This is a genomic window from Enterobacter sp. CPE_E863 (genome assembly GCF_046521465.1).
Lineage (GTDB): Bacteria > Pseudomonadota > Gammaproteobacteria > Enterobacterales > Enterobacteriaceae > Enterobacter > Enterobacter adelaidei.
On record NZ_JBKFZX010000001.1, the window covers coordinates 3,179,174 to 3,204,267 of the forward strand.

At 52.4% G+C, this 25,094-nt stretch carries 21 protein-coding genes, 6 tRNA genes and 1 other RNA gene; 15 read left to right on the top strand and 13 right to left on the bottom strand.

What is annotated here, in order from left to right; all coding sequences use genetic code 11:
- The first annotated feature begins 275 nt into the window (after nucleotides 1–275).
- Nucleotides 276–1,982: a sensor histidine kinase gene (locus ACLHV8_RS15705; protein WP_108090849.1), complete on the top strand. Its 1,707-nt coding sequence runs from the start codon at nucleotides 276–278 to the stop codon at nucleotides 1,980–1,982.
- Between the two features lie 3 nt (nucleotides 1,983–1,985).
- On the top strand, nucleotides 1,986–2,717 hold the full coding sequence (locus ACLHV8_RS15710) for a LytR/AlgR family response regulator transcription factor (protein ID WP_028016188.1): 732 nt from the start codon (nucleotides 1,986–1,988) through the stop codon (nucleotides 2,715–2,717).
- Between the two features lie 32 nt (nucleotides 2,718–2,749).
- Here ACLHV8_RS15710 and glk read toward each other — a convergent pair whose 3' ends face one another.
- Nucleotides 2,750–3,715 carry a glucokinase gene (gene glk, locus ACLHV8_RS15715; protein ID WP_208594509.1) on the bottom strand — a complete coding sequence of 322 codons (966 nt, stop codon included), beginning with the start codon at nucleotides 3,713–3,715 and terminating at the stop codon, nucleotides 2,750–2,752.
- 205 nt (nucleotides 3,716–3,920) lie between these two features.
- Between glk and ACLHV8_RS15720 the strand changes: the two genes are divergently transcribed.
- On the top strand, nucleotides 3,921–5,156 hold the full coding sequence (locus tag ACLHV8_RS15720) for an ion channel protein (RefSeq protein WP_028016186.1): 1,236 nt from the start codon (nucleotides 3,921–3,923) through the stop codon (nucleotides 5,154–5,156).
- Here ACLHV8_RS15720 and ipdC read toward each other — a convergent pair whose 3' ends face one another.
- The gene (ipdC, locus tag ACLHV8_RS15725) at nucleotides 5,157–6,815 is read right to left on the bottom strand and encodes an indolepyruvate decarboxylase (RefSeq protein ID WP_028016185.1); all 1,659 of its coding nucleotides are present in this window, start codon (nucleotides 6,813–6,815) and stop codon (nucleotides 5,157–5,159) included. It abuts the gene before it with no gap.
- Between the two features lie 184 nt (nucleotides 6,816–6,999).
- On the opposite strand from ipdC, the gene mgrA reads away from it, so the two are divergent.
- Entirely contained in the window at nucleotides 7,000–7,998 is a 999-nt protein-coding gene (mgrA, locus tag ACLHV8_RS15730) for an L-glyceraldehyde 3-phosphate reductase (RefSeq protein ID WP_049007108.1), read from the top strand.
- 127 nt (nucleotides 7,999–8,125) lie between these two features.
- Nucleotides 8,126–8,464, top strand: coding sequence for a DUF2502 domain-containing protein (locus ACLHV8_RS15735; protein WP_028016183.1), 339 nt, complete (start codon nucleotides 8,126–8,128; stop codon nucleotides 8,462–8,464).
- Nucleotides 8,465–8,505: 41 nt separating this feature from the next.
- On the opposite strand, the gene ACLHV8_RS15740 is transcribed toward ACLHV8_RS15735, so the two are convergent.
- The gene (locus ACLHV8_RS15740) at nucleotides 8,506–9,744 is read right to left on the bottom strand and encodes an Nramp family divalent metal transporter (RefSeq protein WP_208594508.1); all 1,239 of its coding nucleotides are present in this window, start codon (nucleotides 9,742–9,744) and stop codon (nucleotides 8,506–8,508) included.
- Between the two features lie 351 nt (nucleotides 9,745–10,095).
- On the opposite strand from ACLHV8_RS15740, the gene nupC reads away from it, so the two are divergent.
- On the top strand, nucleotides 10,096–11,283 hold the full coding sequence (gene nupC / locus ACLHV8_RS15745; RefSeq protein WP_028016181.1) for a nucleoside permease NupC: 1,188 nt from the start codon (nucleotides 10,096–10,098) through the stop codon (nucleotides 11,281–11,283).
- A gap of 45 nt (nucleotides 11,284–11,328) precedes the next feature.
- On the opposite strand, the gene ACLHV8_RS15750 is transcribed toward nupC, so the two are convergent.
- The 3 genes from ACLHV8_RS15750 to ACLHV8_RS15760 form a co-directional block, all read right to left on the bottom strand.
- A complete protein-coding gene (locus tag ACLHV8_RS15750) occupies nucleotides 11,329–13,518 on the bottom strand; it encodes an EAL domain-containing protein (protein WP_128348001.1) in 2,190 nt (729 codons plus the stop codon).
- A 215-nt stretch (nucleotides 13,519–13,733) separates the two neighbouring features.
- Nucleotides 13,734–13,809: transfer RNA gene (locus ACLHV8_RS15755), tRNA-Ala, on the bottom strand.
- Nucleotides 13,810–13,850: 41 nt separating this feature from the next.
- A tRNA-Ala gene (locus ACLHV8_RS15760) sits at nucleotides 13,851–13,926 on the bottom strand.
- Nucleotides 13,927–14,143: 217 nt separating this feature from the next.
- Between ACLHV8_RS15760 and ACLHV8_RS15765 the strand changes: the two genes are divergently transcribed.
- Nucleotides 14,144–14,506 (top strand): YfeC-like transcriptional regulator, encoded by a 363-nt coding sequence (locus ACLHV8_RS15765; protein ID WP_028016179.1) that lies wholly within the window; start codon nucleotides 14,144–14,146, stop codon nucleotides 14,504–14,506.
- Nucleotide 14,507: 1 nt separating this feature from the next.
- Nucleotides 14,508–14,900 carry a YfeC-like transcriptional regulator gene (locus ACLHV8_RS15770; protein ID WP_128348003.1) on the top strand — a complete coding sequence of 131 codons (393 nt, stop codon included), beginning with the start codon at nucleotides 14,508–14,510 and terminating at the stop codon, nucleotides 14,898–14,900.
- Between the two features lie 44 nt (nucleotides 14,901–14,944).
- Here ACLHV8_RS15770 and gltX read toward each other — a convergent pair whose 3' ends face one another.
- A complete protein-coding gene (gltX, locus tag ACLHV8_RS15775) occupies nucleotides 14,945–16,360 on the bottom strand; it encodes a glutamate--tRNA ligase (protein ID WP_049007769.1) in 1,416 nt (471 codons plus the stop codon).
- Between the two features lie 258 nt (nucleotides 16,361–16,618).
- On the opposite strand from gltX, the gene ACLHV8_RS15780 reads away from it, so the two are divergent.
- From ACLHV8_RS15780 to ACLHV8_RS15800, 5 genes are all read left to right on the top strand, one after another.
- A tRNA-Val gene (locus ACLHV8_RS15780) sits at nucleotides 16,619–16,694 on the top strand.
- A 42-nt stretch (nucleotides 16,695–16,736) separates the two neighbouring features.
- Nucleotides 16,737–16,812: transfer RNA gene (locus ACLHV8_RS15785), tRNA-Val, on the top strand.
- Between the two features lie 29 nt (nucleotides 16,813–16,841).
- A tRNA-Val gene (locus ACLHV8_RS15790) sits at nucleotides 16,842–16,917 on the top strand.
- Between the two features lie 4 nt (nucleotides 16,918–16,921).
- Nucleotides 16,922–16,997 (top strand) — tRNA-Lys (locus tag ACLHV8_RS15795).
- A 29-nt stretch (nucleotides 16,998–17,026) separates the two neighbouring features.
- A non-coding RNA gene (locus ACLHV8_RS15800) (RtT sRNA) lies at nucleotides 17,027–17,152 on the top strand.
- A 43-nt stretch (nucleotides 17,153–17,195) separates the two neighbouring features.
- Here ACLHV8_RS15800 and ACLHV8_RS15805 read toward each other — a convergent pair.
- From ACLHV8_RS15805 to xapA, 3 genes are all read right to left on the bottom strand, one after another.
- A complete protein-coding gene (locus ACLHV8_RS15805; protein ID WP_128348005.1) occupies nucleotides 17,196–18,083 on the bottom strand; it encodes a LysR family transcriptional regulator in 888 nt (295 codons plus the stop codon).
- Between the two features lie 67 nt (nucleotides 18,084–18,150).
- Nucleotides 18,151–19,407 carry a nucleoside permease gene (locus tag ACLHV8_RS15810; protein ID WP_208594507.1) on the bottom strand — a complete coding sequence of 419 codons (1,257 nt, stop codon included), beginning with the start codon at nucleotides 19,405–19,407 and terminating at the stop codon, nucleotides 18,151–18,153.
- 51 nt (nucleotides 19,408–19,458) lie between these two features.
- Nucleotides 19,459–20,283: a xanthosine phosphorylase gene (xapA, locus tag ACLHV8_RS15815; protein WP_208594506.1), complete on the bottom strand. Its 825-nt coding sequence runs from the start codon at nucleotides 20,281–20,283 to the stop codon at nucleotides 19,459–19,461.
- Between the two features lie 207 nt (nucleotides 20,284–20,490).
- On the opposite strand from xapA, the gene ACLHV8_RS15820 reads away from it, so the two are divergent.
- Nucleotides 20,491–20,832 carry a FlxA-like family protein gene (locus tag ACLHV8_RS15820; RefSeq protein ID WP_128348006.1) on the top strand — a complete coding sequence of 114 codons (342 nt, stop codon included), beginning with the start codon at nucleotides 20,491–20,493 and terminating at the stop codon, nucleotides 20,830–20,832.
- Here ACLHV8_RS15820 and ACLHV8_RS15825 read toward each other — a convergent pair.
- On the bottom strand, nucleotides 20,829–21,764 hold the full coding sequence (locus tag ACLHV8_RS15825; protein ID WP_208594505.1) for a LysR family transcriptional regulator: 936 nt from the start codon (nucleotides 21,762–21,764) through the stop codon (nucleotides 20,829–20,831). The two genes, ACLHV8_RS15820 and ACLHV8_RS15825, sit on opposite strands and share 4 nt — an antisense overlap.
- Nucleotides 21,765–21,853: 89 nt before the next feature.
- Between ACLHV8_RS15825 and ACLHV8_RS15830 the strand changes: the two genes are divergently transcribed.
- Complete coding sequence (locus ACLHV8_RS15830) at nucleotides 21,854–22,849, top strand: bile acid:sodium symporter family protein (protein WP_028016171.1); 996 nt, start codon at nucleotides 21,854–21,856, stop codon at nucleotides 22,847–22,849.
- On the opposite strand, the gene ACLHV8_RS15835 is transcribed toward ACLHV8_RS15830, so the two are convergent.
- Nucleotides 22,846–23,061: a DUF3820 family protein gene (locus ACLHV8_RS15835; protein WP_003861328.1), complete on the bottom strand. Its 216-nt coding sequence runs from the start codon at nucleotides 23,059–23,061 to the stop codon at nucleotides 22,846–22,848. The two genes, ACLHV8_RS15830 and ACLHV8_RS15835, sit on opposite strands and share 4 nt — an antisense overlap.
- A 1-nt stretch (nucleotide 23,062) precedes the next feature.
- Nucleotides 23,063–25,078 carry an NAD-dependent DNA ligase LigA gene (gene ligA, locus ACLHV8_RS15840; protein WP_208594504.1) on the bottom strand — a complete coding sequence of 672 codons (2,016 nt, stop codon included), beginning with the start codon at nucleotides 25,076–25,078 and terminating at the stop codon, nucleotides 23,063–23,065.
- Between the last annotated feature and the right edge of the window lie 16 nt (nucleotides 25,079–25,094).

Here is a 25,094-nt window from a genome sequence, read left to right on the forward strand (position 1 = left end):
AAAAAGCGATCGCGCTAAAACCGGAACCCTGCTGTGTTAAAAAGCGGAAGCACCAAAGGGGAATTCGGCTGTCTGATAGCTGTTTTTTAACACAATGATATCAAAGCAGTTACCTGTCGATACGTCGATAATAAAAAATCGGGACATGTCAGCACACACCGGATAATCCCCTTTGTAAACTATGGTTTTTCCTCATTTGATAAACCTGACGGATAGCTGGTCAATACGCGCCAGGTTTTTTATCATGGTTCTTTCCCGTTACCCCAGGTCTACTCGTGCACGAAATATTCACTATGCTGTTGGCGGTTTTTGACCGGGCGGCATTAATGCTGATTTGCCTGTTCTTCCTTATTCGCATTCGCTTGTTTCGCGAGCTTTTGCATAAGTCTGCACACTCCCCCAAAGAGCTACTGGCTGTTACCGCCATCTTTTCACTGTTTGCGCTGTTCAGCACCTGGTCCGGCGTGCCGGTTGAGGGGTCGCTCGTTAACGTGCGGATTATTGCCGTCATGTCCGGCGGAATTTTGTTTGGCCCGTGGGTGGGCGTCATCACCGGCATGATTGCCGGCACCCATCGCTACCTGATTGATATTGGTGGCGTGACGGCTGTGCCGTGCTTTATCACCAGCATTATTGCCGGGGTACTTTCCGGGTGGATTAACCGCAAGATCCCGAAAAAGCAACGCTGGCGCGCCGGGATCATTGCGGGCATGGTGTGCGAAACGCTGACCATGATCCTGGTCGTGGTGTGGGCTCCCACCACCGCACTGGGGCTGGATATCGTCTCGAAAATTGGTATTCCAATGATCCTGGGCAGCGTCTGTATCGGTTTTATCGTGCTGCTGGTGCAAAGTGTCGAAGGGGAAAAGGAGGCAAGTGCTGCCCGTCAGGCCAAGCTGGCGCTCGATATTGCCAACAAAACCCTGCCGCTATTCCGCCACGTTAACGCGGAATCACTGCGTCAGGTCTGCGAGATTATCCGCCACGATATTCACGCTGATGCCGTCGCCATCACCAACATCGACCACGTGCTAGCCTATGTCGGTGTTGGGGAGCACAACTATCACGACAACGATGACACCATCAGCCCGACCACCAGACAGGCGATTAACTACGGCAAAATCATTATCAAAAACAATGATGAAGCCCACCGGACGCCGGAAATCCACTCCATGCTGGTGATCCCGTTATGGGAAAAAGGTGTCGTGACGGGCACGCTGAAAATTTATTACTGCCACGCGCATCAGATCACCTCCTCACTTCAGGAGATGGCCATCGGCCTGTCGCAGATTATCTCCACACAACTGGAAGTTTCCCGGGCGGAGCAACTGCGTGAAATGGCAAATAAGGCAGAGTTGCGCGCACTGCAGAGCAAAATCAATCCCCATTTCCTGTTTAACGCGCTGAACGCGATTTCCTCGTCCATTCGTCTTAATCCGGACACCGCGCGCCAGCTGATTTTTAACCTGTCCCGCTATCTGCGCTACAACATCGAGCTGAAAGATGACGAGCAGATCGACATCAAAAAAGAGCTGTACCAGATTAAAGACTACATCGCGATTGAGCAGGCACGCTTTGGCGACAAGCTCACGGTCATTTACGATATTGATGAAGAGGTCAACTGCGTGATCCCGAGCCTGCTAATCCAGCCGCTGGTCGAAAACGCGATTGTTCACGGTATTCAGCCCTGTAAAGGCAAAGGTGTCGTCACTATCAGCGTCACCGAAAGCGGCAACCGGGTGCGCATTGCCGTACGCGATACCGGCCACGGTATTGATCCCAAAGTTATTGAGCGCGTGGAATCTAACGAGATGCCCGGGAATAAAATCGGGCTGCTGAACGTGCACCATCGGGTCAAACTGCTCTACGGCGACGGGCTGCATATTCATCGCCTTGAACCGGGTACCGAAATCGCTTTTTACGTTCCGAATGAACGTTCATCCGTTCATGCGGCAACATCCCTGTTACCCCTGGTGGAGTGACCTATGAAAGTCATCATCGTAGAAGATGAAATTCTGGCTCAACAGGAGCTAACCTGGCTTATCAAAACCCACAGCCAGATGGAGATTGTGGGTACCTTTGACGATGGTCTGGATGTGCTGAAGTTTCTGCAGCACAACCGGGTCGACGCTATTTTTCTGGATATTAATATTCCGTCGCTGGATGGCGTATTGCTGGCGCAAAACATCAATCAGTTTGCCCATAAGCCGTTCATTGTTTTCGTCACCGCCTGGAAAGAGCACGCCGTGGAAGCCTTCGAACTGGAGGCATTTGACTATATTCTTAAGCCTTACCAGGAGTCGCGTATTATCAGCATGCTGCAAAAGCTGGAAGCCGCATGGCAGCAGCAGACTGCTCCCGCTAGCGCCACCCCCACGGTACGTGAAAATGACACCATTAATCTGGTCAAAGATGAACGTATCATTGTGACGCCAGTCAACGATATTTATTACGCCGAAGCGCATGAAAAGATGACGTTTGTCTATACGCGTCGAGAATCTTATGTGATGGCGATGAACATCACCGAGTTCTGCAGCAAGCTGCCTGCGGCACACTTTTTCCGCTGTCACCGTTCGTTCTGCGTGAATTTAAATAAGATCCGCGAGATCGAACCCTGGTTTAACAACACCTACATTTTGCGTCTGAAGGATCTGGATTTTCAGGTGCCGGTGAGCCGCAGCAAGGTGAAAGAGTTTCGTCAGTTGATGCATCTGTAAAGCGCCCCCTCACGCAGGAGAGGGCAATATCGTCAAAGGATTTGACCGAGAACCTGACGCAGATGGGCTCCCGAGCCAAGAAGACCAGGGTTATCGTGCACGATGAGGTAGACAGGGATGTCCTGCACGTAGCTTCTGAAACGCCCTTTATCTTCAAACCCACCGCGGAAACCAGAGGCTTTAAAGAAATCGAGGAAACGCGGCACGATCCCGCCCGCAATATAAACACCACCGAATGTGCCCAACGTCAGTGCCAGGTTGCCGCCGAAACGACCCATGATCACGCAGAACAGCGACAGTGCACGGCGGCAGTCAATGCAGCTGTCCGCCAGCGCACGTTCGGTCACGTCTTTCGGCTGCAGGTTTTCCGGCAGTCGACCGTCCGATTTCACAATCGCACGGTACAGGTTGACCAGCCCGGGGCCGGAAAGGACGCGCTCAGCGGAGACGTGTCCAATCTCTGCGCGCAACTCTTCAAGGATAATGCCCTCTTCTTCGCTGTTTGGCGCAAAGTCAACATGCCCCCCCTCGCCCGGCAGGCTTACCCAGCGCTGAGCAACGTGCACCAGATGCGATACCCCCAGACCGGTTCCTGCGCCATAGACGGCTATCGGTTTGCCTTCGACTGGCTCCGCACCGCCAAACTGAATCAGATGCTCGGGCTTCAGCATAGGGATTGCCATCGAAACCGCAGTGAAATCATTGATGATTTCAAGATGCGCAAAACGGAGATTTTTTTTCATCTCCGCGATGGAAAATGCCCAGGTATGGTTTGTCATCGCAACCCAGTCACCCGTTATCGGGCAGGCAATGGCAATGCAGCCATCTTCGACGCTCACCTGACGCTCTTCCAAATAGACGCGGACAACGGCCTCAAGGCTTGGGTAATCCAGCCCTGAGTAGGTTTTCGCTTGAGAAATCTCCCCCGTGTTTACATCGCAGAGAGCAAGACGTGCGTTAGTCCCACCCACATCACCTACTAAAGCATACTTTGTCATTCTTCTACTGCTCCGCTAAAGTCAGAATAAATCTTTGGGACACTGTAAATTCAAGGCTGGATAACAACAACGACCTGAAGGCAGCTACCCCAGGATTGTCGATCTTCGTCACAGAATAACTTTACCGTTTCAGCACCTTTTGCACTATTGCCATAAAGCTGATTGTGCAAAGTAACGTAATACCGTTTTGTACAAGGAAATCATCATGCTCCACCCGCGAGCCAGAACCATGCTCCTGCTGGCAATTCCGGCGTTAATTATTGGCGTTGCCTCAAGTCTGGTGCTCATTGTCGTGATGAAAGTCGCGTCGGTGCTGCAAACGATGTTATGGGCAGCGCTTCCTGCAAAGCTGGGGGTCAACGTTGATTCTCCTGCATGGGTTATTTTGATGCTGACGTTAACCGGTATTGCGGTGGGGCTGGTGATCCGTTTCAGTCCCGGACATGCCGGGCCCGACCCGGCGCAGGAACCCTTGATCGGTGCTCCGGTTCCCCCTTCGGCGCTGCCGGGGTTGATCATCGCGTTGATTCTGGGTCTGGCGGGCGGCGTCAGTCTTGGGCCGGAACATCCGATCATGGCGGTTAACATCGGACTGGCGGTTTTCCTCGGTGCACGCATTTTGCCCCGTGTTGGCGCACTGGACTGGACTATCCTTGCCTCCGCAGGCACCATCGGAGCGCTTTTTGGCACGCCCGTTGCCGCCGCGCTGATCTTTTCGCAGACGCTCAGCAGCAACAACGATGTCCCGCTGTGGGATAAACTCTTTGCGCCGCTGATGGCCGCTGCTGCCGGCGCATTGACGACCAGCCTGTTTTTCCATCCCCATTTTTCACTCACCCTTCCCCACTATGGCCAGATGCAGATAGCCGATATCTTCAGCGGTGCCATCGTCGCCGCCATCGCCATTGCGCTGGGAATGGTGGCGGTATGGTGTCTTCCGCGTCTTCACCGGCTGATGCATAAGCTTAAGCACCCGGTATTCATTCTGGGAGTGGGTGGTTTCATTCTTGGTATTTTAGGGGCCATCGGCGGGGCGGTGACGTTGTTCAAAGGTCTGGATGAGATGCAGCAACTGGCCTTCAGCCAGGTGTTTAGCGTTTCAGATTATCTGCTGTTTGCGGTGATCAAACTGGCGGCGCTGGTAGTGGCTTCAGCCTGTGGTTTTCGCGGCGGGCGTATTTTCCCGGCGGTGTTTGTCGGTGTGGCGCTGGGGCTGATGCTGCACGGGCATGTGGATGCCGTCCCGGCGGCCATTACCGTATCCTGTTCGATTCTGGGGCTGGTTCTGGTGGTCACGCGCGATGCGTGGTTAAGTTTATTTATGGCGGCAGTCGTCGTGCCGGATTCGACGCTTTTCCCTCTGCTCTGCATCGTGATGTTGCCCGCCTGGCTCCTGCTGGCGGGCAAACCCATGATGATGGCATGGCGTAACGATAAGTAATCAGGCGCTATTACGCGCTTCCAGCGCTTTAGTAATGGCCCCCAGCAGCGGCGGGATGTCTGCTTTCGGCAGCATCACCTCAATCAGCGAGAGCCGCTCATGGTGGGCCACTTTTTCAAGCACGTCCACCAGCTGTTCCGCTTCACTGACCCGCCAGCACTGAGCCTGAGGATCAAGGCTCAGTGCCTGTGGTATTTGCGTCCAGTTCCACAACGCAATGTCGTTGTACCGCTGTTCCGGCCCGTGGATCGCTCGTTCAACCGTGTACCCTTCGTTGTTAAGCACAAGGATGATGGGGTGCTGTTTATCACGCAACATCGATCCAAGCTCCTGAATAGTCAGCTGAGCCGCACCATCCCCTGTCAGGACAATTACGCGCCGATTCGGACATGCCGTTTGCGCACCGAATGCTGCCGCCAGCGTATAACCAATCGACCCCCACAGCGGCTGGACGATAAAATTCACGTCTGCCGGTAGTCTAAGGTCAATCGCGCCGAAGGCCGAGGTGCCCTGATCCGCAAGAATGATATCTCCCGGGCGAATGAACGTTTGCAACGTTCGCCAGAAATTGTCCTGGGTAAGTGAGCCATCTGGCTGCGGGTAGGCCATTGCACCATGAGAAGACGGTACAGGCTTATCGTGCACGTGCTGTTTGCACAGCTCCACCAGCGTCTCAATCGCCTGAAGCATCGGAATACCGGTAAACCAGATATCGCCGACGCGAGCGGCATGAGGCTGGACTTCTATCGTTTGCGCCGGGGTTAACTGATGGGTGAACCCCGCCGTCAGGGTATCGGTAAAACGCGTGCCGATGCACAACACCGTGTCCGCCCCTTCAATCGCCTCTTTTACCGCGCCGGCGCTGGCTGAACCACTGTACGTGCCGTAAAAACCAGTGTGACGTTCATCGAATATGCCTTTGCCCATCAGCATGGTGGCATGCGCCATCGGTACGTCCTTCACCCATTTTTGTAATGCATGTTTAAGGCCATGACGCAGGACCAGGAAATCCGCCAGGAGTGCAGTACGCTTGCTTCTGGCCAGCTTGCTCTCTGCAGCATCGCGAAACGCCTTCAGGCACGCACTATCGGCATGAGCATGCTTCAGGGTGAGAGCGTTTACAGGAGGTGTAGCCGCTTTTTTTGCCACATCGGCAGGCAACATCAGGTAGCCGGGACGGCGTTCACGGAGCATCGTGGTCAGCACCCGGTCTATCTCATAACAGGCATTTTGTTCGGTCAGGATCGCCTGTGCGACAGTGATCGGTTCGCTCATATGGTAAAAATGACGAAACTCGCCATCACCCAATGTATGATGCAGCAACTCCCCTCTTTGCTGTGACGCCGTACCCGGCGCCCCCACAATATGTAGTACCGGCACGTGCTCAGCATAGCTGCCAGCGATACCGTTCATGGCACTTAATTCTCCAACGCCGAATGTCGTCAGCAGCGCGGCAAAACCCTTACATCGGGCGTATCCGTCAGCGGCATAAGATGCATTTAACTCGTTGGCACAGCCCACCCAACAGATATCCGGGCTGTCTATCACATGGTCGAGAAACTGCAGGTTATAGTCGCCCGGCACGCCAAACAGATGATCGGCTCCACAATCTGTAAGACGGTCCAGCAGGTAATCGGCGACGCAGTATGGGGTACGCATGACAGGTATCCTTCTTATGTTGACCTCACTTTGAGTATTAAAGAAGCGTGATGGCTGTCCAGAATTGGCAGCAAGAAGAGCATGGAAAGAATGCTTTACAAAAATGGCTGCGTTATTCTCCTTTTCTTCACGGTAGTGTAAACGCATACACTGATTTTTCTTTTCAGCGCCAGAGGTCATGAGAATGGGTTATCAGCCGGACAAAAATCGTTATCAGACAATGCAGTACCGTCGCTGTGGACAGAGTGGCCTGAAATTGCCAGCCATCTCCCTTGGGCTTTGGCATAACTTCGGTGACGCCACGCTTATCGAAAACAGCCGTCAACTTTTACAGCGCGCCTTCGATCTGGGCATCACACATTTCGACCTTGCTAATAACTATGGCCCGCCCCCGGGATCGGCTGAACGTAATTTCGGACGTATTTTGCAGGAGGAATTCCTGCCATGGCGCGACGAATTGATCATCTCAACCAAAGCGGGCTATACCATGTGGGAAGGCCCTTACGGTGACTGGGGGTCACGCAAATATCTGCTGGCAAGCCTGGATCAAAGCCTGAAACGCATGGGACTGGAGTATGTTGATATCTTCTACCATCATCGTCCTGACCCACACACGCCGCTGCAGGAAACAATGAAAGCGCTTGACCATGTCGTGCGTCAGGGAAAAGCGCTGTATGTCGGGTTATCCAACTATCCCGCTGAACTGGCTCGTAAAGCAATAGATATCCTTGAAGACCTTGGTACGCCCTGCCTGATCCACCAGCCGAAATACTCTATGTTTGAACGCGCGCCGGAAGAGGGTTTGCTGGATGTACTGCTGGAAAAAGGGGTCGGGTGTATTCCCTTCTCGCCACTGGCAGGAGGTCAACTGACCAACCGCTATCTGAATGGTATACCTGCAGACTCACGTGCGGCGAGTGGCAGTCAGTTCCTTAACCCTGACCAGATCACTGAAGAGAAGCTGGTTAAGGTCAGAAAACTGAACGCCCTGGCGGAAAGCCGCAGCCAGAAGCTGTCCCAGATGGCGCTGGCATGGATCTTACGCCATGAATCGGTGACATCTGTACTTATTGGGGCAAGCAAGGCCGCCCAGATTGATGACGCCGTGGGCATGCTGGAAAACCGCCATTTTTCAGATGAAGAACTGAACATAATTGAAGGGATCCTTGGCAGTTCAAATTAATAGCGCTTTTAGCAAAAAGTGCTCTCATTCATGAATTCGGAGTTCAGGCGATGAAACGAGGCTTTACCAACTCGTAATATTGAGTTAACAGGCCCAACGAAGGCCCCGATCGTGAAGGAGAAAGAGTATGTTCAGGTCACTGATTCTTGCAGCGGTATTACTGGCTTCGGCCCCGCTGATCGCCACTGCGGGCGAAATCACCCTGTTGCCATCCGTAAAATTACAAATTGGCGATCGTGACGATTACGGCAGATACTGGGACGGTGGCTATTGGCGCGACCGTGACTACTGGCATCGTCATTATGAGTGGCGTGGAGATCGCTGGTGGAAACATGATAACGGCAGACACCGTGGCTGGTATAAAGATAATGCCTATGAGCGCGGTTACCGTGAAGGCTGGAACGATCGTGACGACCACCGTGGCGGCTGGGGTCGCGGTAAAGGTCACGGCCATGGCCATCATTAATGCAAAAAGGAGCCTCACGGCTCCTTTTTCTTAATTAAACCTTACAGACCTAACACTGTTCCAATCAACAACCACAGGTTCAGCGCCACCACCACCACGACTATGGCCCAGCCGGTTCTTTTCACCAGCGTTGTGTTGACCAGGTCGCCCATCAGGGTTTTATTGCTGGTAAAGATCAGTAGCGGCACCAGCGCCAGCGCGATACCAAAACTCAACAAAACCTGACTCATGACCAGGATCCTCGTTGGATCGAGCCCCATCAGAATCACGATAAATGACGGCAGCATCGTGACAGAGCGGCGCACCCACAGTGGAATATGGAAACGAACAAACCCCTGCATGACCACCTGCCCTGCCAGCGTCCCCACAACCGTAGATGAGAGACCAGCGGCCACCAGACTCAGACCAAATATCGTGGCAGCAGCATGGCTCAGTAACGGCTCCAGTGTGAGATAAGCCTGATCGAGATCGGCAATACCGGTGTGGCCGTTAAAGTGGAAAGCGGCCGCGGCAGTCGCCATCATCGCCAGATTCACAAAACCAGCAATTGTCATGGCGATAGCCACATCCCATTTGGTCGCAGAGTAACGCTCTTTACGCGTGCCGCCGTGGAGATGCTGAGTCAGCGAAGAGTGCAGATAAATGACATGCGGCATGATGGTCGCCCCCAGCACACCGGCGGCCAGAAATACGGCTTCAGAGGTTGGCAGACTTGGGATCACCATCCCTCTACCGAGCTGAGCCAGATTGGGTTGTGAGAAAATCAGCTCGACAATATAGGCCGCAGCGACAAACAACAGCAGACCGCCAATAACTTTCTCCAGCGGTTTTTGCCCCCGACGCTGTAACATCAAAATCAGGAAGGTGGCGATCCCGGTCAGTACCGCCCCCTGCAACAGCGACACGCCCAGAATCAATTTAAAGCCGATCGCCGCACCGATAAATTCAGCGAGATCGGTCGCCATGGCGATGATTTCGGCCTGAACCCAGTAGAGCCAGACCGCCGGGCGCGGGTAATGGTCACGAATTTGCTCAGCCAGGTTTTTACCTGTGGCAATCCCAAGCTTTGCGGAGAGCATCTGAATCAGCATCGCCATCAGGTTAGCCCAGACGACCACCCACAGCAGTTTATAGCCGAAGCTCGCCCCGGCCTGAATATTGGTCGCAAAATTGCCCGGATCGATATATCCAATGGCAGCAATGAACGCAGGTCCCATTAATGCGAACCGCAACTTGCGCGCTGCTCTGCCACTGCTACCCTCTACGCGACTGTTTGTCATTTCTGCCTCTGAAAATATAGCCTTTGCTATGTTTAATGCTATCAAAATGAGAATGATTATCAAGATCATTTGTGAAGTTTACAGTGATTTCTCTGATAGCTTTGGACGATAGACAGGCGGGTAAGCTGAGGGCGACCTGACAAAAACTGAAATCGCGCGCTCTTTTGTGAAGACTAGCACACAAACTTAACTTTTCACTCATTTACCTAACATAACAAAAATGTATTGTGGATCACTAATTTTGAGACTCGTCACAGGATGTAACTATAGTGTGCCCTTGATCTCGTTTTCTTTTCCTTCGTTACATAGAATGTGCAAGAAAATTAAACCTGCCTCAAATTTGGAGCAAATATGGACCGCGTCCTTCATTTTGTCCTGGCACTTGTTGTCGTTACTGCACTTGCATTGCTGGTCAGCACAGACCGCAAAAAAATTCGTATTCGTTATGTTGTCCAACTGCTGGTCATTGAAGTTTTACTCGCCTGGTTCTTCCTGAACTCCAACGTGGGGCTTGGCTTCGTAAAAGGCTTCTCCGAAATGTTCGAAAAACTGCTCGGGTTTGCCAACGAAGGGACAAACTTCGTCTTCGGTAAAATGAACGACGAAGGTCTGGCGTTCTTCTTCCTGAAGGTGCTGTGCCCAATCGTCTTCATCTCTGCGCTGATCGGTATTCTGCAGCACATCCGTGTTCTGCCGTTTATTATTCGTGGAATTGGTTTCCTGTTATCCAAAGTAAACGGTATGGGTAAGCTGGAATCATTCAACGCCGTCAGTTCCCTGATCCTTGGTCAGTCTGAGAACTTCATCGCGTATAAAGATATTCTCGGTAAGATGTCCCGCAACCGCATGTACACCATGGCGGCAACCGCAATGTCTACCGTTTCCATGTCTATCGTGGGCGCGTATATGACCATGCTGGAGCCAAAATACGTGGTTGCTGCACTGGTTCTGAACATGTTCAGCACCTTTATCGTTCTGTCACTGATCAACCCGTACCGCGTTGATGCCAGCGAAGAGAACATCCAGATGTCAAACCTGCACGAAGGTCAGAGCTTCTTCGAAATGCTGGGTGAGTACATTCTGGCAGGTTTCAAAGTGGCGATTATCGTTGCCGCCATGCTGATCGGCTTCATTGCCCTGATTTCTGGCCTGAACGCCCTGTTCGCTGCGGTTCTGGGCATCTCCTTCCAGGGTATTCTGGGCTACATCTTCTACCCTATTGCATGGGTGATGGGTGTTCCGGCTCACGAAGCACTGCAGGTGGGCAGTATTATGGCGACTAAACTGGTGTCTAACGAATTCGTTGCGATGATGGATCTGCAGAAGATTGCCAGCACCCTTTCTCCACGCGCGGAAGGCATTCTGTCCGTGTTCCTGGTTTCATTCGCTAACTTCTCATCCATCGGTATTATCGCCGGTGCGATTAAAGGTTTGAACGAAGAACAGGGTAACGTGGTTTCTCGCTTTGGCCTGAAACTGGTTTACGGCTCTACGCTGGTAAGCGTCCTGTCTGCTTCTATCGCAGCACTGGTACTGTAAGGTTTACTGTTAAAACACAAACCGGGAGCATGGCTCCCGGTTTTTTTATTCCCGCAATTCTTCCAGCGGTGTAGGTTTGCCTATCAGGTAGCCCTGCAGGTAATCCACGCCGAAGCTTAGCAGCATCTCGCGCTGAGCTGGTGTTTCCACATATTCAGCCACCACACACAGAGATTTTGTCTTCGCCAGATTACACATCGACTGGACGATCATCGCATCCATGTCGTCAGTACAAATATCTTTTACAAAGCAGCCATCAATCTTAATGATGTCTGCCTGCAGACGTCTGAGACGCTCATAGTTCGCGTAACCCGTACCAAAGTCATCAATGGCAATCCGGAAACCGTAATCCCGCAACTGTTGGATATTGTTGATACTGCTTCCTGAATTCGAAAAGGCCTGCTCCTCAGTGATTTCGATAATGACGGCCTGAGGGGCTATACCATACCGTTCGAAGAGGGCGCAAATCTCACTGGCCACCTCTTTTTGCATCAGCGTCAACGGCATCAGATTGACAGAAAAACGGGCACCGGCATGCGTCGCAGGGTGATCGCGCAGCCACACCAGTAACTTTTCCATTACACACATATCAAACCGATGACTGAGGTTGAATTGGGCAATCAACGGAATAAAGCGATCGGGAGTAATGATCTCCCCTTCGCTTTCCATCCGCGCCAGAATTTCGTAGTACCCACTCCCGTCAGCCTTCTGGATAGGCTGCGCGTATAAATGAAACTGGCCCGCGTCCAGGGCGTGTTTAATGCGCGCTAACATCAGAACACGTTCTGTCGTTTGTCCGGATACCGCTTCAAGACTATTCGTGAGCGCAAGAACGTTATGCGCGCCGCAGGATTGCTCTGCCAGCCAGCTCAGTTGCCCCAGCGTGTGGTGTAACTTTTCGCCGTTTTCGACCATCCCCCAGGACGCGCCAAATTCAATATCCAGCCCGGTGTTGTTCCAGTAAATCTTACGACTGTTCAGCCGATCAACCATATGCTGAAGGCGCTCAGCGGTTCCCGGGCCCAGCAATACCAGTACCAGCTCGCTGCCAGGTAACTGGAAGAGGGACTCATCTTTCTGCAGAAGTGGCTGAAGCGACGTGGCGATCGTTCGTTTGCAATGGACCCGCATGAGCATCCCGTAGTGGCGGCTCAAAAATTCCAGGTTATCCATACGCAGAATGCTAACTTTTGCATCAGGATGATTCTCAAGATAATCCTCCAGCGCACGAATATTGGGCAAACCCGTCAGCGGATCGGTCAGCGCCCGGCCCTGCCAGCCCCGTTTTAACCACTCGCTGCGCTGATAAATGCGCGACATGTAAAGCAAACAGATGGCGAAAGAGATAAGCACGGAGAGGATAAAGGAGAGCGAATGGCCCGATTCAACCCCATTGAGGAAGTTATAGTTGTAGGTCAACAGCAGGAGTGCAGATACGGCCCAGAGCAAAGAGATAAGCGCATAGGTCAGGCGACTTATCGCTAACGTAAAAAGAATAAAAATCAGCGGCATCAAATAGCCCGCAATGACGGGAGATTCAAAAGGTCCACATAAAATGACGAGAATGAAACTTAAAAACATCAGCCAGACAAAAATATATAATGAATTTTTGTGAAGAAACACAGGCTTCACGCTTCGCCGCCAGAACGTGATGGCATAGCGAGGATTAATTATCATTCTTAATGGGTAATAGAACATCATGGTAAAAATCAACGCCGCGCAGATCAGACTTTGAATATCCACCACATTGTAAATTACCGTTCCTTCGCCGAAGAAGGTTGAAATTGTCACCGGGAAATCAAACAAATAGCCTGCCATATACATCGACAGCTTAATACCTATTGGCACGATAAAACCGAGCCAGAATATACGTAAACCGATGTGCTTGTTAGGGATACTGTAACGCCAACGCTTACCCAGCATGAGGCGTAGCAGACCGCACGCTGCGAACAACGCGAAGGTCTGACAAAACAGTAAAACTGAATATTGTAGTGGCGCTAAATTAACATAAAATAAATTAGTGACAGTAAAACCTAACAAAACAGGAAGAATTGCCCTGCGTCCAAATAACAGAATTACCGCCAGCATAACGCTTAGCGGTAACCATGCTAAATAAACGTCATGACCATTAACAATTGCGCGCGGAGAGAGGAAACGGGAGAAAGGTACCGCAATCAGGCAAAGCGCCAGGGCAATCATAAATATCTTTACGTTATTGTAAGTTTTTCTATTCATTAAGCTGATGAGTATATTATCCGTTCGTATCATTGACCGGATGGATAATATGTTTATTAATTGCGCGAAGCAAGTTCAAGTCTAATTATGGACGGGTTTATTGCTTTCGATTGAGGTGAGGTACAGGAATATATCTATTTTTATAACAAAATGTAGTAGTGAGTGTTACAAGCGCATAAAAAAAGCCCTCGTCTTTTGACGAGGGCTTAAAATTTTGGTGGAGCTAAGCGGGATCGAACCGCTGACCTCTTGCATGCCATGCAAGCGCTCTCCCAGCTGAGCTATAGCCCCACATGTTACTTTACTGACCGCACTCTGTTGGGTTCAGAGTTTGGTGGAGCTAAGCGGGATCGAACCGCTGACCTCTTGCATGCCATGCAAGCGCTCTCCCAGCTGAGCTATAGCCCCATCGTAAAGCTGTCATGTTGACGGGCGGCATAATATGAATTCCGCTGCGGAGTGTCAACGGCAAAATCAATGACCGCCGCTCAATCGCCGAAAAATCATGCAAATGAATCACTTTGCGAGCTTGCTCGCAGTCATGAGTTAAGCCTGTCACGTTTTCACGTAAAACGGTGCTATAAAATGAACCGTTAATTATCCCTACAAATATTCAGGAAATTGCATGATCAAGGAACGAATGACGCCAGAAGAGTTAGCCTTGCTCACTGGCTATAGCCGCCAGACCATCAATAAATGGGTACGTAAAGAGGGTTGGATTACATCACCAAAACCGGGAGTCCAGGGTGGGAAAGCGCGTCTGGTACATGTGAACGAAAAAGTACGTGACTTTATCCGCAGCGCACGCCGGGCAACTGAAACGTCTGATATACCAGAAGGTGCCAACCAGGATGGTTCGCTTCACAACCTACTCCTGACGCTGGCCAATGAAATGACACCGGAAGAGCAGAAGCAAATGACATCGCTGTTACTGCGGGAAGGGATAACCGGATTGTTGCAACGTTTAGGGATTCGCGACCAGAACTAATATGAAAAGATTACGTAGTAAAATGACCACGGAAGAGCTGGCGGAGAGTTTGGGTGTTGCCCGACAGACCATTAATCGTTGGATACGTCAACAGGGTTGGAAAACCGAAGGGCTCAATGGCGTAAAAGGCGGTCGGGCGCGGCTAATCCATATTGATGCGCGCGTGAAGGAACATATTATGAGCCTCCCGGCAATCCGTACTCGTCAGGCGGTTTACCATCTGGCAGAAGTCCCCTCATCATACAGTGCCCCCTCTTCAAACCTGCGTTCGGGCATTATCGAAACGCTGGAGAGTATGACCCAGCTAGAGCAGAAGCGTCTGGACACATTATTGAAACGTGAAGGTATTCGCGGCTTTCTTACACGCCTGGGTATTGCTGAATCAAATACATAAAAAAACGGCAGGTTACCCTGCCGTTTCTCGTCCTGAAGACTTAATTACTGCTGACTTTCGCGTTCAGAGATAAAGTCCAGCGCCTTGTTAATACGCGCTACACTGCGCGACTTGCCGATGGCATGGACTGTCACATCCAGCGCCGGGGACTGGCCCGCACCGGTCACCGCAACGCGCAGCGGCATGCCTACTTTCCCCATGCCAACTTCAAGCTCATCAGCAGTTGCCTGAATGGCATGATGCACATTCTCGGCAGTCCATTCGGTAAGAGCCGCCAGCTTGTCACGCACCACTTCCAGCGGCTGACGCGCAACCGGACGCAGATGTTTCTTCGCGGCGTCCGCGTCGAACTCATCAAACTCTTCATAGAAGTAACGGCAGCTTTCGGCGATCTCTTTCAGCGTTTTGCAGCGCTCGCCGAGCAGTTTCACCAGATCCGCCAGCTCTGGGCCAGTGCGGGTATCAATATTTGCCTGCTCAATGTGCCACTGCAGATATGTCGCGACATATTCAGGCGGCATGGTATTGATGTAATGGTGGTTCAGCCACAGCAGCTTGTCGGTATTAAATGCACTCGCCGATTTGCTCACAGAGCTCAGAGAGAACAGATTGATCATCTCTTCGCGGCTGAAGATCTCCTGGTCACCGTGAGCCCAGCCCAGACGCACCAGGTAGTTCAGCAGCGCTTCCGGCAGGTAACCGTCGTCGCGATACTGCATAACGCTTACTGCGCCATGACGTTTAGACAGTTTTTTACCGTCGTCACCGTTGATCATGGATACGTGCGCATAAACAGGCACTGGTGCATTCAGTGCCTTCAGAATGTTGATCTGACGCGGGGTGTTGTTGATATGGTCTTCACCACGAACAACGTGTGTAATTTCCATATCCCAGTCATCAACCACAACGCAGAAGTTATAGGTTGGAGAACCGTCGGTACGGCGGATGATCAGGTCATCCAGCTCCTGATTGCTGAATTCGATCGGGCCACGGATCTGGTCGTCGAAGATCACTGAACCCTCTTGCGGGTTAGCAAAACGCACCACGCATGGCTCATCAGTAGCATGTTCGCTATGGTCATGGCGGCAACGACCGTCATAACGTGGCTTCTCACCGTTCGCCATCTGCTCTTCACGCAGCGCGTCCAGACGTTCTTTGGAGCAGTAGCACTTATACGCCGTGCCCGCGACCAGCATCTCATCAATCACAGCGTTATAGCGGTCGAAACGTTTGGTCTGGAAATACGGGCCTTCATCCCATTCCAGATTCAACCAGTTCATACCATCCATGATGGCTTCAATTGCTTCCGGCGTAGAGCGCTCAAGATCGGTATCTTCAATACGCAGGACGAACTCACCTTTGTTGTGACGAGCAAAAAGCCAGGAATAGAGAGCAGTACGAGCACCACCGACGTGCAGATAGCCTGTCGGGCTCGGCGCGAAGCGAGTTTTGATTTTCATGAAATGGCCTTACGTTATAAAGATGCCGGTATTCGGCAAATCCTGGGGAAAAAACGATGGGCAATATTCTATCACTGTGGGGGGATTCCTCAATGTTGATCCCTTTATCGTGACCGAGTTTGCTATTTTTGTTTAGAAATCATGCTCCACCGCCCATTTCGCGATCGTTTTGTTTAATTTTACGACGAACGAGTAAAAACTTTAGAAAATGCGTTGACTCATTTTCAACTCTCCCTATAATGCGACTCCACACAGCGGGGGTGATTAGCTCAGTTGGTAGAGCATCTCCTTTACACGGAGGGGGTCGGCGGTTCGAGCCCGTCATCACCCACCATCTACTTCACGTAGACTCGCAGTGTAGATAAGAATTGAGATTGGGCGATTAGCTCAGTTGGTAGAGCATCTCCTTTACACGGAGGGGGTCGGCGGTTCGAGCCCGTCATCGCCCACCATTCTCACCTTATCGCAGCAGTTCCGAAATGGGCGATTAGCTCAGTTGGTAGAGCATCTCCTTTACACGGAGGGGGTCGGCGGTTCGAGCCCGTCATCGCCCACCATTTCGGGTCGTTAGCTCAGTTGGTAGAGCAGTTGACTTTTAATCAATTGGTCGCAGGTTCGAATCCTGCACGACCCACCAATGTAAAAAAGCGCCCTAAAGGCGCTTTTTTGCTATCTGCTATATGGATGATTCGAACCTGCTGCAGGTTCGAGCCGAACGCAGTGAGGCACCGGAGCCGTTTACGGCGACGGCCCGAAGGGCGAGCGAAGCGAGTCATCCTGCACGACCCACCAATGTAAAAAAGCGCCCTAAAGGCGCTTTTTTGCTATCTGCAATTTACATCATCGTTAAAGTTGCAATCAACCTTTCTACTGCGGGTGTTGCCTGCTTCGCGTCATATACCACATACAGATCAGCCGGTATGCGCTCGCGCAAAGGGCGGAAGACCACGCCTGGCCACTGCATTTGCGCGTAACTGTCAGCGGCAAGCGTAATCCCCATCCCCATACTAATCATCGCCAGTACCGTCTGTGGTTCAACAGCTTCGCGTACAATCATCGGCGAGAACCCGGCCTGCTGACATACGCGATGTAAAAATGCCCAGTCAGAATGTGCTGAAGGCATGGTGACAAAATACTCATCCTGTAACTCTGAGAGCGTAATAGATGATTCGCTGACCAGTCGGTGATCTTCCGGCATTGCAACAAGAAAAGCGGCATCACGCAATCGCACGCTGGTAAACCCGGCGGTGGGTTCAGTTGCCATTCGCCAGATCCCGACATCCAGCTCACGACGTTCAAGCAAAGCCATCTGCATGACCGGCGATTTTTCGCGAAAAACAACATCAACATTCGGATGCTCTTTCAGGAAAGCGCGCATGACCGTGCGCACCTCGCTCCACATGGCGGTACCGACAATCCCCAGCTCAATGCGCCCCGCCTCACCCCGGCCAATTTGCTCGACGCGAGCCAGCGCCTGGTTTGCACTGGCGAGCAGCCGACGGGACTCTTCCATCAGCACTTTACCGGCATGCGTCAACGCGACACTCCGCGAGTGGCGAATAAACAGTAACGTCCCCAGTTGGCTTTCCAGCTCTTTAATATGCAGGCTTAACGGCGGCTGGGACATATTAAGACGGGCCGCAGCCCGCCCAAAATGCAATTCTTCCGCCACGGCAAGAAAATAACGCAGCAGCTTGAGATCGGTCCGATAGACGCGTTCCATCAAAACATATCCTGGCGATAACATTTAAGCGTCTACCTTAAAGCCTTTCATCGTCCACAGGAAAAATTTAGTGCGCAACTGTGCGCATCTCGCTGTTTTTACTGATGTGGTGATAGTGAAAGCTGAAATAAAACACCACCGCAAGCACCAGCGCATAGGCCGCAAACACCAGCCAGATGGTCTGCCAGTCCTTAACCCCATCCACCGAGAAGTAATCGACTGCCATACCGCTTAACACGGACCCGAAATAAGCACCAATACCGTTAACGGTGGTCATAAACAGCCCTTGCGCGCTGGCACGGATATCAGAGCTCACCTCCTGCTCAACAAACACCGAGCCGGAAATATTGAAGAAGTCGAACGCGCAGCCGTAGACAATCATTGACAGCATGAGCAACGCAAAGCCTGTTGCGGACGGATCGCCAAAGGCAAACAGCCCAAACCGCAACATCCAGGCCACCATGCTCATCAGCATGACGGTTTTAATACCAAATCGTCTGAGGAAGTAAGGAATCGTCAGAATGAAGAATACTTCTGACATCTGCGAGACGGAGAGCAAAATGGACGGGTATTTGACGATAAAGCTCTCCGCATACGCCGGATTACGTGCAAAATCATGCAGAAAAGGGCTGCCAAACGTATTGGTTATCTGCAGCACGGCGCCCAGCAGCATTGCGAATAAAAAGAACACCGCCATGCGGGGTTGTTTAAACAGGATAAATGCATTGAGGCCCAGTTTACTTGCCAGAGACGGAGACGTTTTTGTCGTCGCAACCGGAATGGCCGGTAGCGTCAGAGAGTAGAGCGCCAGTAGCAGGGACGCAGCTGCCGCTATATAGAGCTGCACGTTGCTCAGCTCCGCCCTCATCAGGCTGATGGCCCACATTGCGGCAATAAATCCCACGGTGCCATACACCCGCACTTGCGGAAAATGGCTTACCGTATCCAGCCCTGACTGTTCAAGGCAGGAGTAAGAAATCGTGTTCGACAACGCAATCGTGGGCATAAAGGCCATCGCATTCACCAGCATGACCCAGAACATCAGCCCGGGTTCATTGACCTGCGCGGCATAACAGAGGGCAACGGCACAGACGAGGTGGCAAATCACGTATGCACGGTCTGCTCGCAGCCATTTGTCGGCAATAATCCCCACCAGCGATGGCATAACAATTGCGGCCAGCCCCTTGGAGCTGTAAACCATCCCCACGTCGGAGCCGGTAAAATGTAGAGTGTTAATCATGTAAGCGCCGAGGGTAACCAGCCAACTCCCCCAGATAAAATATTGCATAAAGGACATCATCTTTAAGCGAGTCGTGATGTTCATATTCCATTCCTTATAGCAGTGTGGCCCTCACGGGCCACTTTATTGTTTTAATCAGGCAATATGGCGAAGAAAACCGCAGATAAGGTTGATGAAATTCTGGCGGGAAAGCTCAGCAGCAGCCAGTGTTTGTTCGTGTGAGAGTTTTACCTCGCCCAGACCTTCAGCAAGATTCGTAATTGCAGAAACGGCCACTACTTTCAGGTTGCAGTGACGCGCTGAGATCACTTCCGGCACTACAGACATGCCCACCACGTCGCCACCGATAATTTGCATCATGCGGATCTCCGCCGCAGTCTCGAAGTTGGGGCCAGGATAAGAGACAAACACGCCTTCATGCAGAGGGAAGCCCTCTTTCGCGGCCACGGTTTGCAAAACGGCACGGTAGTCTGCGTCGTAAGCATTAGCCAGCGAGAAGAAACGATCACCAAAACGTTCATCGTTTAGTCCCACCATCGGCGTTCCCGGCATGGTGTTGATATGGTCACTCAACGCAACCAGGCTTCCTGGCTCAACGTCTTTACGCAATGAACCCGCAGCATTTGTGCTAAACAGCAGCTCACACCCCAGCAGTTTGAACGTGCGGATCGCATCAGTCATGACGGTCATCCCGCGGCCTTCATAGAAGTGACCCCGCCCTTTCATACAGGCAACAGGTACACCGGCAAGATGTCCCAGGACCAGCTCACCAGCATGACCGTGAACCGTACTCACAGGGAAACCCGGCAGCTTTTCGTAGCTCAGAGAAACGGCGTCTTCAATCTGGTCGGCTAGTGCGCCAAGGCCAGAACCGAGAATGAACGCAACGCGCGGCGTGAAATTTGGTTTAGCGGTGCGGATGATGTCAGCACAGTACCATGGGTTATTTGAGAGGGTCATAGAGGCTCCTTGAGAATTAAGATCGCGATATCACGGATCGCATGACCTTAGTCTTATATCTGGAGCCTGCGGCTTACCTCCAATACACTTTTTCAGCACCATCAATACTGATTGTGTATCAATGCAACTCCCTGCCAGATATGGCAGTTTTGCTCAAGCTAATCCCGTCGGTGCCGATACCTCTGTTTTATAACGCGAGGAAATACGATGACGACCATTCAGGCTTCAACCCAAATGATTCAAACCAGCAGCGGTGGGAAAGGTGCTTCTGGCGGTAGCGACATCTCTTCCCAGATCAGCAGTATTATTGACAAGATCAAAAAGCTGACTCAGCAGTTAAAAGAGCTGGCGAACAGCACTGGCAGCGCAGATGAGAAGAAGAAGCAGCAGGAACTAATTCAGACCCAGATCAAAGTGCTGCAGGCCCAGCTTGCCGCGCTGCAGCGCCAGCAGGCCGAAGAGGCTCAGAAGAAACAGGATCAAAAGCTGGGCAAAGTGGAAGGTGTGAATAGCCCGTCAGATAATCATCAGATTGATATCTACATCTAATCTTCTGATGCGTTAAACAGTGGGTCGCGTATGCGGGCCTCGGTTAATCGTTGCGCCTGGATACGCACCACTTCCCAGATGGCCTGTGCCGCCCCCGAAAGTGAACGATTTTTTCGCCGCACCAGCATCAGCTTTCGCTCGACAACAGGCACCAATCGCTTCACGGACAGCAGACTTCCCTGTGGCAGGGGAAGCGCCAGGGCGGGCAACACGCTGATACCAATGCCAGCTTCCACCATAGGAAAAAGCGTCGCCGGGTGACCAATCTCCTGCACGATCGTTGCCTTTACTCCCTGAGTCGCCAGCGCAGAATCAATCAGCGGACGGCTACCCGAGGCATAATCCTGCAATACCAGGTTCGCCCCCTGAAGGGACTGCCAGCTGACTACCGGTAATGTTGCCAACGGATCGTCGTCCCGGCAGAGCAGCAAAAAGGGTTCTGAAAGTACGCTTTCACACGCCAGATCGCTCACCTGACCGGGATCGATTACAATCCCAAAATCCACATCCCCCTGTCGGATGCTTTCCAGCACCCACTGTTGCGGCCTGTCATGTAAAACAAAATCAATATCCGGGTAGCGGTGGCTCCCCTCGGCAATACACTGCGGAATAAGGTGGGCAGAGATCGTCTGGCTGGCAGCGACCCGCACCGTACCCGAAAGTTGCTGTCCCAACCGCCCTACATCCCTGAGCGTACTGTTCAATTCATCAAGTAACCGCTCGAGGCGTAAGGCCAGTTGCTGCCCGGCTTCAGTCAGTACAACTTCGCGCGTGGTGCGGTCAAGTAACCGCACGCCCGTTTGACTCTCCAGCTCTTTCACACTGTGACTCACCGCCGACTGGCTCAGGCCAATCATCTCCCCTGCCCGGCTGAAGCTGCGGGCGTTTGCCACGGTGACGAAAATACGAAGCTGACGTAAGGAATAATTCATCTGTTTAATTCATAAATGGATGCAATAAATCAATTTTATTTCTCAAATGGAAAAAAGCACAATAGCGACATCTGTTTTCAGGAGTCATTATGAAACTATTTCGTATTGTTGATCCGTTTACGCTTACCCTGGTTGCTACCGTTTTACTGGCCTCTTTCTTCCCCGCTCGCGGGGGATTTGTTCCGTTTTTTGAGGGGCTAACGACGGCCGCCATCGCACTGCTGTTCTTTATGCACGGCGCAAAACTCTCCCGCGAGGCCATTATCGCTGGTGGTAGCCACTGGCGACTACACCTCTGGGTGATGTGCAGCACGTTCATTCTGTTCCCAATACTCGGCGTGCTGTTTGCGTGGTGGGCTCCGGTTAACGTCGACCCGGCGCTTTACACCGGTTTCCTGTATCTGTGCATTCTGCCAGCCACCGTGCAGTCCGCCATTGCCTTCACCTCGCTGGCAGGCGGTAACGTCGCGGCCGCAGTCTGTTCGGCGTCGGCATCCAGCCTGTTAGGGATTTTCGTCTCCCCATTGCTGGTGGGTTTGCTGATGAACATGCACGGCGCGGAAGGTAACCTTGAGCAGGTGGGTAAAATCTGTCTGCAGCTGCTGCTGCCGTTTGTCCTGGGGCATCTCTCGCGTCCGTGGACGGGCGCGTTTGTGGCAAAGCACAAAAAATGGATCTCAAAAACCGATCAGTCGTCAATTCTGCTGGTGGTCTATTCCGCTTTCAGTGAAGCGGTGGTAAATGGGATCTGGCATAAAGTGGGCGCAGGCTCGCTGCTGTTTATCGTGGTGGTCAGCCTCGTCCTGCTGGCGATTGTAATTGCGGTTAACGTCTTTGTGGCACGCAAGTGCGGCTTCAATAAAGCGGATGAAATTACGATTGTGTTCTGCGGTTCGAAAAAGAGCCTGGCGAACGGTATCCCGATGGCCAACATTCTGTTCCCGACCTCGGTGATTGGGATGATGGTGCTGCCGCTGATGATTTTCCATCAGATCCAGCTTATGGTCTGCGCGGTGCTGGCGCGTCGTTACAAGCGCCAGACTGAAAAACTGGCGCAGGAAGAGACCCGCGCCGCAAAAGCTTAAGGGCGTTTCAGGGGCTGAACCAGCTGGGTCAGCCCCTCAGTTTTGATCAGTAACGTGATAGCCATCAACTCACCCAGCCGCCCTGCCGGGAATTCATCCTTACGGGCAAACCACAGCAGATACTCTTCCGGCAAATCGATCAGCCTGCGGCCTTTATATTTACCGAACGGCATCTCGGTGTTGGCGATCTCAACGAGTTGCTCTTTCTCCACGTTATTCTCCTAACAGACGCATCATTTCCGCTTCGTCGATCACCGCAATGCCGAGCTCCTGAGCTTTCGCCAGCTTCGAACCCGCCGCCTCTCCGGCAATCACCAAATCGGTTTTCTTCGACACGCTGCCCGCCACTTTGGCCCCCAGCGCCACCAGACGCGCTTTCGCATCGTCACGTGAAAGCTGGCTCAGGCTGCCGGTCAGCACCACCGTTTTACCGGCGAACGGACTGTCGATCTCTTCGGCATTAACCACCACCGGTGCGGGCCATTTGATACCCTCTTCCAGCAGCTTGCCGATAACTTCACGGTTGCTCTCTTCAGCAAAGAAGTTAAAGACGTGAGTGGCGACAACAATCCCGACATCCGGGACTTTTTGCAACTCGTCGATGCTCGCTTTTTCCAGCGCATCCAGCGTACCAAAGTACGCCGCTAGCCCCGCTGCAGTCGCTTCGCCGACTTCACGAATACCCAGCGCGTAAAGGAAGCGTGCGAAGGTCGTCTCTTTAGCGGCTTCCAGAGCATTGACAACATTCTGAGCTGACTTAGGCCCCATGCGATCAAGCCCCGTCAGTTTACCCGCAGTCAGTTTGAAAAGATCTGCTGGCGTATGGACGTACTCTTTCTCAACCAGCTGATCGATAATCTTGTCGCCCATGCCGTCAACGTCCATCGCCCTACGGGACACAAAGTGTTTCAGAGATTCTTTACGCTGCGCACCACAGATTAAACCACCCGTACAGCGCGCCACCGCTTCACCTTCAACACGTTCAACGTCCGAGCCGCATACCGGGCAATGGGTCGGGAAAATAATCTCGCGCGTATCATCAGGACGTTCTGACTCAACAACGTTAACCACCTGTGGAATAACATCGCCCGCGCGGCGAATGACCACTTTGTCGCCAATACGCAGACCCAGACGCTCAATTTCATCGGCGTTATGCAGCGTGGCGTTACTCACCAGCACGCCCGCCACCTGCACCGGCTCCAGACGGGCGACCGGGGTAATGGCACCGGTGCGACCAACCTGGAACTCCACGTCGCGGACAAAGGTCATCTGCTCCTGAGCAGGAAACTTAAACGCCACCGCCCAGCGTGGTGCGCGCGCGACAAAGCCCAACTGCTCCTGAAGCGCTAATGAGTTAACCTTAATAACGACGCCATCAATATCAAAGCCGAGCGTTGGACGGTCCTCTTCCACCTTGTGGTAGAAGGCCAGTACTGCTTCCGGGGAGTCGCAAAGCTGAACACGGTTGCTCACCGGCAGGCCCCACGCTTTAAACTGCAGCAGACGTCCGAGGTGCGTATCCGGCAGTTCGCCCCCCTCCAGAATCCCTACGCCGTAGCAGAAGAAAGTAAGCGGTCGCTTCGCGGTGATGCGTGGATCAAGCTGGCGCAGAGAGCCTGCCGCCGCATTACGCGGGTTAGCAAACACTTTCCCACCAGTGCGGCGCGCTTCGTCGTTGATTTTCTCGAAGCCCGCCTGGGGCAGGAACACTTCACCGCGCACTTCCAGTCGCGCAGGAATGTTCTCACCCTGCAGTTTCAGCGGGATCGCGCGGATAGTGCGCACGTTGGTGGTGATGTCTTCCCCGGTGGTACCATCACCACGAGTTGCCGCACGCACCAGCACGCCGTTTTCGTAGAGAAGACTTACCGCAAGGCCGTCCAGCTTCAGCTCACAGCACCAGGTAAGGTTATCGCTACTTTTAAGGCGATCCTGCACACGCTTATTAAACGCGAGAAAACTCTCTTCATCGAAGACGTTGTCCAGCGACAGCATCGGCACTTCATGACGCACCTGGCTGAAAGCCCCCAGCGGCTCAGCGCCGACGCGTTGGGTGGGTGAATCGGGTGTGATGAGTTCCGGATGCTGCGCCTCTAATTCGCGGAGCTCGCGCATCAGACGGTCATACTCCGCATCCGGTAATTCCGGCGCGTCCATAACATGATAGAGATATTCATGATGGCGAAGCGTGGTTCGCAGTTCAGTGAGTTGTTGTTCGATTGAGTCCATATCGCACCATCAATGA